General features: G+C 63.3%; 10 protein-coding genes. 4 read left to right on the plus strand and 6 right to left on the minus strand.

The genetic code is table 11. From position 1 onward, the window contains the following. Positions 1-101 precede the first annotated feature (101 nt). A complete protein-coding gene (locus KHO53_RS00175) occupies positions 102-1,529 on the plus strand; it encodes an MFS transporter (RefSeq protein ID WP_213569791.1) in 1,428 nt (475 codons plus the stop codon). Positions 1,530-1,563: 34 nt separating this feature from the next. Beyond that, a complete protein-coding gene (locus KHO53_RS00180; protein ID WP_036996196.1) occupies positions 1,564-2,292 on the plus strand; it encodes a class I SAM-dependent methyltransferase in 729 nt (242 codons plus the stop codon). A 48-nt stretch (positions 2,293-2,340) separates the two neighbouring features. Here the strand turns inward: KHO53_RS00180 and KHO53_RS00185 are convergent, their stop codons facing one another. The 6 genes from KHO53_RS00185 to KHO53_RS00210 form a co-directional block, all read right to left on the minus strand. Then, on the minus strand, positions 2,341-3,000 hold the full coding sequence (locus KHO53_RS00185) for an SAM-dependent methyltransferase (RefSeq protein ID WP_010226782.1): 660 nt from the start codon (positions 2,998-3,000) through the stop codon (positions 2,341-2,343). An 18-nt stretch (positions 3,001-3,018) separates the two neighbouring features. Beyond that, entirely contained in the window at positions 3,019-4,710 is a 1,692-nt protein-coding gene (locus KHO53_RS00190) for a WD40 repeat domain-containing protein (RefSeq protein WP_036996197.1), read from the minus strand. A gap of 29 nt (positions 4,711-4,739) precedes the next feature. Next, positions 4,740-5,336 carry a GTP cyclohydrolase II RibA gene (gene ribA, locus KHO53_RS00195; protein ID WP_010226778.1) on the minus strand — a complete coding sequence of 199 codons (597 nt, stop codon included), beginning with the start codon at positions 5,334-5,336 and terminating at the stop codon, positions 4,740-4,742. 29 nt (positions 5,337-5,365) lie between these two features. Beyond that, positions 5,366-6,376, minus strand: coding sequence for a formylglycine-generating enzyme family protein (locus KHO53_RS00200; RefSeq protein WP_213569792.1), 1,011 nt, complete (start codon positions 6,374-6,376; stop codon positions 5,366-5,368). 81 nt (positions 6,377-6,457) lie between these two features. Continuing rightward, positions 6,458-7,348: a VOC family protein gene (locus KHO53_RS00205; RefSeq protein WP_213569793.1), complete on the minus strand. Its 891-nt coding sequence runs from the start codon at positions 7,346-7,348 to the stop codon at positions 6,458-6,460. After that, the gene (locus KHO53_RS00210) at positions 7,348-8,391 is read right to left on the minus strand and encodes a methyltransferase (protein WP_213569794.1); all 1,044 of its coding nucleotides are present in this window, start codon (positions 8,389-8,391) and stop codon (positions 7,348-7,350) included. The genes KHO53_RS00205 and KHO53_RS00210 overlap by 1 nt, the downstream gene beginning before the upstream one ends. A gap of 309 nt (positions 8,392-8,700) precedes the next feature. Here KHO53_RS00210 and KHO53_RS00215 point away from each other — a divergent pair, with 309 nt between their 5' ends. Together KHO53_RS00215 and KHO53_RS00220 are read left to right on the plus strand one after the other, a co-directional pair. After that, entirely contained in the window at positions 8,701-9,360 is a 660-nt protein-coding gene (locus tag KHO53_RS00215) for a helix-turn-helix transcriptional regulator (RefSeq protein WP_010226771.1), read from the plus strand. A 30-nt stretch (positions 9,361-9,390) separates the two neighbouring features. Next, positions 9,391-10,128 carry a nitroreductase family protein gene (locus KHO53_RS00220; protein ID WP_010226769.1) on the plus strand — a complete coding sequence of 246 codons (738 nt, stop codon included), beginning with the start codon at positions 9,391-9,393 and terminating at the stop codon, positions 10,126-10,128. The last annotated feature ends 1,043 nt before the right edge of the window (positions 10,129-11,171 follow it).

Genomic DNA, 11,171 nt, shown 5'->3' on the forward strand with positions numbered 1-11,171 from the left:
GCCTGGCGCGCTGGCTATTTATACAAGTTATAAATTGTGTAATAGAACGACTGCACCTAGACTTTCAGCCACTGAACGCCCCGCCTGCGAAGGAGCCGCACATGAGTACCGCCCACACCCCTGCCCCCGCTTCATGGGCCGAACTGCTGCACGGGCGCAATGCCCTGCGCTCGATCGCCCTGGCCGGGGGTGTGGCCTTGCACGCGATCAACGTCTACATCGTCACCACCATCCTGCCGACCGTGATTGCCGACATCGGCGGCCTGGCGTTTTATGCCTGGAGCACCACCCTGTTCGTCGCCACCTCGATCATCGGCTCGACCTTGTCGGCGCAATTGATCGAACGCCTGGGTGCGCGCGCCGCCTTTCTCCTGGCGTTGGCGGTGTTCGCCCTGGGCTCGGTGATCTGCGCCGCAGCGCCAAGCATGCCGGTGCTGCTGATCGGCCGCAGTGTCCAGGGCCTGGGCGGCGGTATCTTGTTTGCCCTGAGCTATGCCTTGATCCGCCTGGTGTTCGATGAACGCCTGTGGCCGCGGGCCATGGCCCTGGTGTCCGGCATGTGGGGCGTGGCGACCCTGTGCGGCCCGGCGGTCGGTGGCATCTTCGCCCAGGGCGGTCATTGGCGCTGGGCGTTCTGGTCGCTGTTGCCGGTAGCGGCGCTGCTGGCGCTGATCGTCATCAGCCAGTTGCGCAACCAGGTCGCCGCCCGTTCGCAATCCCGTCCACCCTATGGCCTGATCGCCTGCCTGGTGGCGTCGGTGCTGGCGATTTCCGCCGCCAGCCTGTCGACGCAACTGCTCTGGAACCTGATCGGTATCGGCGCGGGGCTGGCCATCGCCGTGCTGATCGCACGCCTGGACCACCAGCCCGGCCGACGCCTGCTGCCCACCGGCGCCTACGCCCTGGGCACACCGCTGGGTGGGTTGTACGCGGTCATGTGCCTGCTGATCGCGGCGATCACCACGGAGATTTTCGTTCCTTATTTCCTTCAGCAGATTCACGGCCTGAGCCCGCTGGCAGCTGGCTACATGACCGCCGCCATGGCCGGTGGCTGGACCGTTGCCGCGTTGTTCAGCGCCAGCCGAACAGGCGCTGGCGCCGAACGCATGATCCGCTTCGGCCCGGCGGTTATTCTCGTTGCCCTGCTGGCACTGGCGCTGATGACCCCGCAACAGCGGTGGCTGGCGCAGACCCAGGGCCTGGTTGTGTATTGCCTGGCCCTGGCCGGGGTTGGCCTGGGGATCGGCCTGGGCTGGCCACACCTGTTGACCCGGATACTCAGCGCCGCCCGCCCGGGCGAAGAGAACCTCGCCTCGGCCTCGATCACCACCGTACAGCTGTACGCCACTGCCCTGGCCGCCGCACTGGCCGGGCTGGTCAGCAACAGCGCCGGGCTGGTCGAGCCCGGTGGCGTCGCCGGTGCGCAGCAGGCCTCGGCCTGGCTGTTCGGCGTGTTTGCCCTGGCGCCGGTGCTGGCCCTGCGGCTGACCTGGCGCCTTACCCGTAGCCCGGCCCGGGCCCTGGCCTGAAGAGTTGAGTCCCCCTGCCATGCAAGGAGCAGCGATGAAAGAAGCCAAACAGGTGTACGAGCGCATCAGTGAACAGTTCGAGGACTTCACCAGCCATGCCAGCCAGCGCGGTGTCGAAGTCGATACCTTCCGCTACATGGTCGGCAACGTGCAGCGCCTGGAGATTCTCGACCTGGCCTGTGGCCACGGTTTTTTCAGCCGCCAGCTCAAGGACTGGGGCGCGGCTCAGGTGCGCGGCGTGGATATTTCGCCGAGCATGATCTACCAGGCCCGCCAGGCCAACGACGGTATCGCCTATGAAGTACGGGACGTGGCGCAAATGGGGCGCATCGGCAGCTACGACAAGGTCACCGCGGCCTGGTTGTTCAACTACGCCAGCAGCGTCGAGGAACTGGGGCGGATGTTCAGCACCGCGGCGCAGAACCTCAAGCCCGGCGGCCAGTTGGTGGCCTACACCGCCAACCCGGCCTTTGACCTGGCCAAGGGCAACTTCACCCGCTACGGCATCAGCGTACTGGAAGAAAGCGCCGTCAACGGCGGCTATCGCTGCAAAGCCCAGTTCATGTCCACGCCGCCGGCCGACTTCACTTACTACCGTTGGCGTAAAGAGGTGTATGAAGACGCGGCAAAAGCCGCAGGCTTGCGCGACTGCCTGTGGATTGCGCCGTTGATCAGCAAGCAACGCCGGGCGGCCCGGGAGCCGGGCTACTGGGACGCGTTCGAAAGCAACAGCCTGCAGATCGGTCTGATCTGCAGGAAGTAAGTAAAACGGCCGGGACCTGAAACCCTCAGGCCCCGGCCGTGCTCCCACTCAGTTGCGTACCAGCGCCAGCAGGTACATGGCGTCGCCATGCTGGCGTTCGATCACCACCAGCTCCTGCCAGGTCAAGCCGTAGCTTTCAAGGGTGTCGCGAATACCCTGCTCGGTGAAGAAGTAACCCTGGCGCTGGTTGTCCATCTCGCGCCAGCCCGGTACCGGGTTGCTGCTGTCCACGCCAAACACATTGAGCGCAATCAGGCCGCCCTGGCGCACGTGGCTGCGCATGTGCGCCAGGTACGCATCCCACTCATCGGGGTGCTGATGGTGGAAGCAACCGTTGTCGAGCACCGCGTCGAACTGCCGGCCGTCCACCGGCTGCCAGTCCTGCAGGGCGCTGTTGAGCAACTCCAGGCGTTCGCCCCAACGCTTGCGCAACAGCGGCCAGCTGGAGTTCTCGACGATGTCCAGGCCGGTAACCCGGTGCCCGGCCTGAATCAACTCCGACGCATCGCGGCCTCGCCCGACGCCGACATCGAGGATGCGCTGGTCGGGCCTGTCACCCAGCGCCGCGAGGAATATCCGCGCCGCCCGGGCCATGCCGATGTCCCACGACCACTCGTCTTCACCATGGCTATAGCGGTGCACAAACGAGGTATCGAGGGCCTTGCGGTACGCCGAAAGCTCCATGAAATCCACTGCCTGCTTGCTCATTGACCGATCTCCTCGCACTCAGGAAGCACGCCGGGCGGCGATGCCATAGATGTTGCCGTCATAGGAGCTGGCCAGAAAATCATGCTGCTGACCGCTGTGGGTGATGCAGGAAATGCCGCTGGCGGTGGGCCGTTGCAGCGGCTGCCAGCTGCGTGTGGCCAGGTCGAACAGGGCCACCGTGCCGTTGTAGGCGGCGGTGGCGATGATCGCGCCGTCGGCCGAAGCGCCGATGCACTTGATCGAATGCTGGTGCGGCGAGTCGTACACCTCGTCACCGCTCTCCAGCCACAGGCGCAACTTGAGGTCGCGGCCGATACTGGCGAAGCCGCCCGCGATCTGGCAGCAACCATTGGAGATGCGCGAATGGGCGTTGTCGATATGGCGGGCGCAGCTGAAATCGTCGATACGGTGCAGCGCGGCATCGGCCGAGGCACAAACGCTGAACAGGTAGCGGTCGTTGGCGGCAACGCCTTTGATGGCGTTTTCGTGCATGGCGATCGAGGCCACTAGCTTAATGCCGTCACGACCGTCAAGGATGAACACCAGGCCTTCGCCGGTGTAGGTGCCGATCAGGGCGTGAAGCACGCCGTCCTTGGTAAAGGTGGTGCCGCAGTTCAACGGTGAGCGGTGCTGGTACAGCAGGTGCCCGGTAAGCGCATCGAACACCTGGCCCATCTGCCCGCCGGTCAGCAGCAACGGCCCGAACGGCTGGAGGAAGTTGCACAGGCTGCCGACCCCGGTCACCGGTTTGTTGTCGCGAAACAGCAAGCCGGCATCGCCGATGCTGTACTGCTGGCCCTGGGCACTGACCACGGCGTTGATGCTGACCGCGGGTTGGATACCCTCGACACTCCACTGGTCGCGCTCGTAGTTCCAGGTGGCATAGCGCGAGCCGAAGGTGGCGAACACCAGTTCTTCTTCACCGACAAAGGCGCAGCTGCGCGGCCAGATGATACTCGGCAATGCAGTGCTGCGCAGCTTGCTGAGGTTGTGCTGGGCATCGAAGCGCCAGAGGATCGCCGAGCGGTCGTAGCTGAGGGTCACCAGCAGTTGCTTGTCGTCGTTCCAGACAATGCGCTTGATCCCGGCGTCGTGGGCGGCAACGCTGCGCACCTGGCCCTGGCCGATGATCGAGATGCGCCCTTCATCGTCGCCGGCGAACACCACACCGGAACGGGTGATGGCGATGGTGTCGGTCTCGACGCCGCCGATGTCCACTTCATCGCACTGGCTGAAGCTGGCGGTGTCCCATTGGCGCACGGTGCCGTCGTCGCTGCTGGAAATCAGGCGTTTGCCGTCCGGCGACCAGACCACCGAAATCACGTCGGCCTGGTGGCCGTGGAAACTGCCCTTGAGGTTGCCGTGCACATCGAAAATGCGCAGCACGTGGTCACGCGAGCAGGTGGCGACCAACGTGCCGTCGGGCGAGAACACCGCCATCTCGACGTCGTCCTGGTGGCCGGACAGCACCGCCTTGAGGCGCATGCTCGGGACTTCCCAGATACGCGCGGTGTAATCGCTGCTGGCGCTGACCAGGTGCTTGCCGTCGGCACTGAAAGCGCATTGATTGGCCAGATGATCGTGGTGCACACGGTGAATGGGCAAACCGGTGCGGGCATTCCACAAAATGACCTGGTTGTCGTAGCCTGCGGTGGCGACGAACTCTGCTGCATGGGCGGCGATGCCGCTGATGGGGCCAATGTGTTTCATCGAAAAATCCTTTTTTCTTCAGAGAACAATCAGAGCTTGATCGAGTGGCTGGACTTGGCCACTTTCGACAGCAGGTAGTTACGGTTGTGCCGGGTCAGGAACACCCCGGTCGGCACCTGGTCGATGACCTCGATGCCACCTTCGCGCAACTGCTGGACCTTGTCCGGATTGTTGGTCAGCAGCCGGCAGCGGTGCACATTCAACGCCTTGAGCATCTGCGCCGCTGGGGCGAAGCTGCGCGAATCGGCGGGATGGTTGAGCTCAAGGTTGGCTTCGTAGGTGTCCAGGCCGCGGTCCTGCAGCAGGTAGGTCTCGAACTTGGAATACAGGCCGATGCCGCGCCCCTCCTGGCGCAGGTAGATCAGGTAACCGCCCTGCACGTTCAAGGTGTTCAGCGCCTCCTGCAATTGCGGGCCGCAATCGCAGCGCTGGGAGCCGAACACATCGCCGGTGATGCATTCGGAATGCACCCGCACCAGCGGCACCTGGGCCTTGTCCAGGTTGATGCCGACGGCAAAATGTTCGTTGTGCTTGTCGAAGCCCTTGAAGCCGAAGAAATGAGCGTCGACCGAACCACCGAGGATCGAGATCGGCACCTTGGTGTGCAGCGAAACGTCGTTGTTCATGATCAAACCTCGCACGATTGACAGATAACTCAGTTGTTGTTTTCTACCAGGCGAAAGCCCATGACATAGATCGGTCGTGGGTAGCGCCCATGTCGCCGAGGGTTGCGCGCCAGGTCGCGAAAGCGCGTGAAGCTGCCACCACGGGCGATTCGGTGACGACCGACATCCAGCACCAGGTCGTCGTTGATCTGCGGGCCGCCGGGGTAAGGCCGATAGTCATCGGCGACGTACTCCTCGACATTGCCGGCCATGTCCAGCACGCCGAACACCGAGGCGCCCTCGGGGAACACCCCCACCGGGGTGCTGTCCAGGTAACCCAGTTCGATGGTGTTGGCATATTCGGCGTGAAAGTGTTCGCCCCAGGGAAACTGCAGGCGCTGGGGCCCGGCTGCGGCATGCTCCCACTGGGCTTCGGTCGGCAGGCTGAAGCGCCGGCCGGTGCGCTGGCTCAACCACTGCGCATAGGCATCGGCGTCGCTGTCGCTGACGCTGTACACCGGGTGGTTGGCGCGCTGCTGCGGGTAGCGGCCAAAGGCCCAGCTACTGGGCAGCGAGGGGTGGCCGGTGTCGAGCAAAAACGCCCGGTACTCGCTGTTGGTCACGGCAAAGCGGGCGATGCGATAGCGGTCCAGCTGAACGCTGTGCAGCGGGGTTTCCTTCTCGATCCAGCTGCGGTCCAGGCCTAGCCCGTCGAACGCATCGAGGACTTCACCCACCCGCTCTGGCGCAAGGCCGATATGCACGGTAGCGCCCGGAATATCGATCATCTGCGGGTTGAATACATCAATGCGCGGGTCACCGCGCAACCCCAGCACTTCACCTGCACCAATGCGCTGGTACAACGGCGTATCTGCGCTTTGCAGCTGGGCCAGCAACTGCTCGACCGGGCTATCGAGCAGCGCCCGGATGGCCATGCCCACCTGTTCCACCAGCGGGTATTCACGGTAATGCTCGGGGTAGCCCATCAGCACCCGGTCAGTGACATCTTTGGGCAGCGGGCTGGGAAGCCGCGGCCAATGCCGATCCTTGAGACTATTCATCCTTGCACCTTGTATTGAGTAACGACGCCCACGCCGGGGCCGAACCTGGTTCGGCCCACAACGCAGTACCCAGGGCTAGCCTCAGAGCTGGTCGAGCAGCAGTCGGCGGTTGGTTTCGATCATCTCGATTTCGGCGCTATAGACTTCGACCACCAGGCCATCGGGGTCTTTGAAGTACACGGCGCTGCGTACGTTGTCCGGGCCATGGTGATAGCCCGGCGCCGGGCCATTGCCTTTGACCAGCTTGATCGAACCATTGGCCGTGACCCGCTCGGCGATGCGCTTGACGTCTTCGGGCAAGGCGCGAATGCCGATGTGATAACCCGGCGGGTAGTTGAACTCGGCGCTCTGCTCGATGAAGAAGTCAAAGCCGTTGAGTTCCATCACCACTTTGCGCGGGCCAAGGTTGTAGCAGTAGTGTGCGCCGAAGATGTCGCGGTAGAAGGCCTGAGACACCTGCAGGTCGCGAGCCAGGATGTTGATGTGATTGAGCTGCGGCTGCTGGCGGGCCAGCGCCGCAGCATCGAGCGATACCCCTTCCAGGGCACGCCACATCTTTACCGCGGCGGTGAACTTGGCATACCCCGCAAGCCAGCTTTTCAACGCTTCGCTGGCCAGCGGCTTATCCAGTTGGGTCAGGCCATAGGGATAGACGAAGCACACCGCAGCCTGCAACAACTGGTGATTGATGGCGTCTGCGCCAGGCACCCTGCCCTGGCCGTCGGCCAGGCGTACCAGGGTCACCGCCGTATTGCGGTAGAGGGCCTCGGCCGCCTTGAGCTGTGCGCCCAATGCCGCCTCCTGTTCGCCAGCCAGCAGCACGATCAGGCCATCGGCCTCGCCTTGGCGAGCCAGTTGCGCCGTGGCGTGCAGTTCGAAACCGGCGGCGCTGGCCACCTGGCCCAGCTCACCGATCAGGGTCAAGGTACGGCCGTCCGGGTTGGCCGAGTGCAGAACGATGAACTTGAGCATCAGTTGGCCCTCCGTCCGACCAGCAGGGTATAGCGGCCAATCGGCTCCTGGTCGACGCTCAGGCCCTGGTCCTGCATCTGTTTTGCCAGCCAGCGGGTCGGATGCAGTTCGCCATTCACCGTGTTGACCATCATGTGCAGGGAGAAATCCGCCGACAGCGCCGGGTGGATCTCGTCTTCGTCCAGGGTCATGCTGAGGATCAGCAAGGCGCCGTTGTTTTCCAGCAACTGACTGGCACCCTTGATCAGCGCAGTGGTCTGCTCGCGGGTGAAGTAATGCAGGCAGTCGTTGAGCATCACCACATCGGCGCGCGCGTCCTGATAACGCGCAAGGTCGAGCAGGTTGCGCTCCTTGAAGCTCAGGCGCTGCTCGAGCCGGTACTTGCCGATGGTGCTCTGGGCGGCCTGGCGGGTGGCGTCCAGGTCCCAGATCTCACCGCTGACCTGCGGGTGGCGACGGGCGATCTCGGCGATGTAGGTGCCATGGCCGCCGGCCAGGTCGATGACCTTGTTCGCCTGGTCAAAGACTGACAGCTCACGCAGCACATCGACCATTGGCTGACTGAAGCGGACCATGGCATCGTTGAAGGCATCACGGGCAGCGAGGTCATGCTTGAAGCGGTTTTCCTGCTGGAAATCCAGCGATTGGGTGGTGCTGAGAATTTCCCCCAGGCGCGGCCAGTTCTGCCATTGCAGGCGCTGGTGGGCAATGATCGGGCCGATGAATTCGCCGCTGCTGCTGACCAGGAAGCGCTCGCTCAACGGCTGGTTGACAAAGCCTTTGTCGGTTTTTTGCAGCAGGCCCATGGCAACCAGGGCATTGAGGAAGATCTTGCCTTTGTTGGCCACCCAGCCCAGCGCCAGGCTGACCACCTCGGCCTTGACCGGCTGGCGGGTATGGTCGAAGACCTTGTGCGCGACTGCCGCGTGGAGGATGGCCGACTGGCGATACTGGTCGGAGAGTTTCACTAGGTCGAACACACCGTCGAGGGTATTGGCCTCTTCGGCGTGCTCATAGATGGTCACCGGTTTTTGCGCATTCATACACTCACTTCCCTGTTGAGTTTCATTCCCTAAATGCTCCAAGCCCACGGCCTGCCTGCACGGCAAGTTCTGGCCATTGGCGGTGCTCACTGCTGCCACGGACGCAGACTAAGATCTCAGGCTAGTCGCTGCCGGGGAAAACACAAATTCGAACTTTTATATTTTTTTGAGCTTTAAACTTTGTAGCTAATACCTTTTACAAATAATCGGTGCAGTGCTAAAACGGGCTATGCTCGAGCTCGTTACCTGCGCAATGGATGGCGCCACAGGTCGACCGTTAACGCCTATTCGCATGGTTATCTGCACACGATGATTGCACCTGCCGCCGACGCCAACTCCACCGCCGACCGTATCCTGTTTTTACTCAAGACCCGTGGCGCGCTGAAAACCACCGACCTTGCCAGCCTGCTGGAGATCACCTTCGAAGCCGCGCGCCAGCAGATCCAGAAGCTGCAGGCCGCCGAGCTGATCGTCGGCATCAGCGCCCCGGCCAAAGGCGCTGGCCGCCCTTCGCAGAAGTGGACCCTGACCGACGCTGCACAGCGGCGCTTCCCCGACGCCCACAGCGTGCTGACCCTGCAGCTGATCGAGACGGTCGAGCAGGTGTTCGGCCATGAGGGGGTCGATCAACTCATCACCCGCATGGAAAACGCCAACCGCAGCGAATACCTGCAGGCCTGCAGCCCGGCCGAAACACTCGAAGACAAGGTGCGGACCCTGGTGCAGCTGCGCGAACGGGCTGGCTACATGGCGGAAATGGTCGCAAGCGACAACGGCTGGCTGATCATCGAAAACCACTGCCCGATCTGTGCCGCGGCGTCACGATGCCAGGGGTTTTGCCGCTCGGAGCTGCAGATCTTCCAGTCGGTGCTGGGTGAACAGGCGCTTGTCGAGCGCTGTGAACATCTGATATCAGGTGACCGACGCTGCGTGTACCGGGTCTTGCCGAGGACGGCGCCCGCGCAGTGAATTCATAAGTCCTTAAGGAATGAGGCCAGCATGAACCCGACCATCGAGCTGCTTGCCAGCCATCGCAGCGAGCGCAGTTTCCAGGACCGGCCGATCAGCGACAGCCTGCTCGACGCCATCCTCCAGGCCGCCCACCAGGCACCGAGCTCGTTCAACGCCCAGCACATTTCCACCGTGGTGGTGCGCGATGCCGAGCGCCGCCGCCAGATCGCCGAGCTCGCCGGCGGGCAACCGTGGATTGCCGCGGCACCGGTGTTCATCACCCTGGTGGTGGACTTCTACAAGACCGCACTGGCGGCGCGCCTGAGCGGTGACCAGCAGTGCATTCACCAGCACCTGGAAGGCATGGTTGCCGCTTGCACCGATGGCGGCATCATCCTCTCGACGCTGATGACGGCTGCGCGTTCACTGGGCTTGGGCGTGGTGCCGGTGGGCGGCATTCGCGCCAATGCCAGCGGCATGATCGAGCTGCTTGGCCTGCCGGAAAAATCCTTTGCCCTGTGCGGGGTTGCGCTGGGTTACGTGCAGCAGCCGGCGCTGCAAAAACCGCGCTTGCCGTTGGCTTCGTTTCGTCATGACGAGCGCTATGACGCCCAGGCATTGCCGGCGGCAATCGAGGCTTACGATGCGGCCCTGATGGAACACTGGCAGCTCGCCGGGCGAGTCGAAGGGCAGAACTGGTCGAGCACTATCGGCCGCTGTTATGCGCGCAATTACCGGCCGCAGCTCAAGGCGCAGTTGCTGGCCAATGGGTTGGCGGCAGACTGAACGACCCCATCGCGGGTCAAGCCCGCTCCCACAAAGAACCTCTTTACCCCGGACCTGTGGGAGCCGGACTTGCCGGCGATCGAGCGCGCAGCGGTCGCAAGTCAGGCAACACTGATGTGCTGGCTGGACCGGCCTCATCGCTGGCAAGCCAGCTCCCACAATGGATCGCTGTACGCCAAACCCGTGGGAGCCGGACTTGCCGGCGATCGAGCGCGCAGCGGTCGCAATTCAGGCAACACTGATGTGCTGGCTGGACCGGCCTCATCGCTGGCAAGCCAGCTCCCACAATCGATCTCTGTACACCGAACCCGTGGGAGCCGGACTTGCCGGCGATCGAGCGCGCAGCGGTCGCAAGTCAGGCAACACTGAAGTACTGACTGGACCGGCCTCATCGCTGGCAAGCCAGCTCCCACAATGGATCGCTGTACGCCGAACCCGTGGGAGCCGGACTTGCCGGCGATCGAGCGCGAAGCGGTCGCAAGTCAGGCAACACTGAAGTACTGACTGGACCGGCCTCATCGCTGGCAAGCCAGCTCCCACAATCGGTCTCTGTACACCGAACCCGTGGGAGCCGGCCTTGCCGGTGATCGAGCGCGCAGCGGTCGCAAGTCAGGCAACACTGATGTGCTGGCTGGACCGGCCTCATCGCTGGCAAGCCAGCTCCCACAATGGATCGCTGTACGCCAAACCTGTGGGAGCCGGACTTGCCGGCGATCGAGCGCGAAGCGGTCGCAAGTCAGGCAACACTGAAGTACTGACTGGACCGGCCTCATCGCTGGCAAGCCAGCTCCCACAATGGATCGCTGTACGCCAAACCTGTGGGACCCGGACTTGCCGGCGATCGAGCGCGAAGCGGTCGCAATTCAGGCAACACTGTTGTGCTGGCTGGACCGGCCTCATCGCTGGCAAGCCAGCTCCCACAATGGATCGCTGTACGCCAAACCTGTGGGACCCGGACTTGCCGGCGATCGAGCGCGAAGCGGTCGCAATTCAGGCAACACTGTTGTGCTGGCTGGACCGGCCTCATCGCTGGCAAGCCAGCT

This window comes from Pseudomonas sp. RC2C2 (genome assembly GCF_018390435.1).
In the GTDB taxonomy this organism is placed as follows: Bacteria; Pseudomonadota; Gammaproteobacteria; order Pseudomonadales; family Pseudomonadaceae; genus Aquipseudomonas; species Aquipseudomonas donghuensis.

Bases quoted from the DNA above. Each gene is read 5' to 3' on its own strand.
- KHO53_RS00175 (WP_213569791.1), top strand. From the start codon at position 102: ATGAGTACCGCCCACACCCCTGCCCCCGCTTCATGGGCCGAACTGCTG.
- KHO53_RS00180 (WP_036996196.1), top strand. From the start codon at position 1,564: ATGAAAGAAGCCAAACAGGTGTACGAGCGCATCAGTGAACAGTTCGAG.
- KHO53_RS00185 (WP_010226782.1), bottom strand. From the start codon at position 3,000: ATGAGCAAGCAGGCAGTGGATTTCATGGAGCTTTCGGCGTACCGCAAG.
- KHO53_RS00190 (WP_036996197.1), bottom strand. From the start codon at position 4,710: ATGAAACACATTGGCCCCATCAGCGGCATCGCCGCCCATGCAGCAGAG.
- ribA (WP_010226778.1), bottom strand. From the start codon at position 5,336: ATGAACAACGACGTTTCGCTGCACACCAAGGTGCCGATCTCGATCCTC.
- KHO53_RS00200 (WP_213569792.1), bottom strand. From the start codon at position 6,376: ATGAATAGTCTCAAGGATCGGCATTGGCCGCGGCTTCCCAGCCCGCTG.
- KHO53_RS00205 (WP_213569793.1), bottom strand. From the start codon at position 7,348: ATGCTCAAGTTCATCGTTCTGCACTCGGCCAACCCGGACGGCCGTACC.
- KHO53_RS00210 (WP_213569794.1), bottom strand. From the start codon at position 8,391: ATGAATGCGCAAAAACCGGTGACCATCTATGAGCACGCCGAAGAGGCC.
- KHO53_RS00215 (WP_010226771.1), top strand. From the start codon at position 8,701: ATGATTGCACCTGCCGCCGACGCCAACTCCACCGCCGACCGTATCCTG.
- KHO53_RS00220 (WP_010226769.1), top strand. From the start codon at position 9,391: ATGAACCCGACCATCGAGCTGCTTGCCAGCCATCGCAGCGAGCGCAGT.